This window comes from Adlercreutzia equolifaciens (assembly GCF_029076695.1).
GTDB classification, from domain to species: Bacteria; Actinomycetota; Coriobacteriia; order Coriobacteriales; family Eggerthellaceae; genus Adlercreutzia; species Adlercreutzia equolifaciens_A.
The window spans coordinates 1-294 of sequence record NZ_JARFIK010000488.1 but is presented as its reverse complement, the minus strand read 5'-3'; the positions used below and the strand labels follow the sequence as shown (position 1 = coordinate 294).

Here is a 294-nt window from a genome sequence, read left to right as displayed (position 1 = left end):
CTTCCGACTGCTAACATCAATGCCACCGTAAGCTCCGCCACAGCATAAGCATTTGCTCCCGGAGTATTGCAGACATAAATTCCATGTTTTCCTGCTTCTTCAATGTCAACCGAATCAAAGCCGGCTCCCCAGCGCATGATCATCTTTAATCCTTTGATCCTTGCGACTACTTCTTTCGGCATTTTTAAAATTCGAAGAACGATGGCATCTGCCTCTGTCAGTGCGTCAAATTTCTCCTGTGTATCAACTTCAACCACTTTAATTTCCGGCTTTTCAGAAAAATAATTTTTAAAC

Annotated in this window: 1 pseudogene; it reads right to left on the bottom strand. The window is 42.5% G+C overall.

Annotated features, from left to right (window positions below):
* Positions 1 to 294: pseudogene (locus PZH32_RS13300) on the bottom strand (hypothetical protein); the annotation flags it as partial.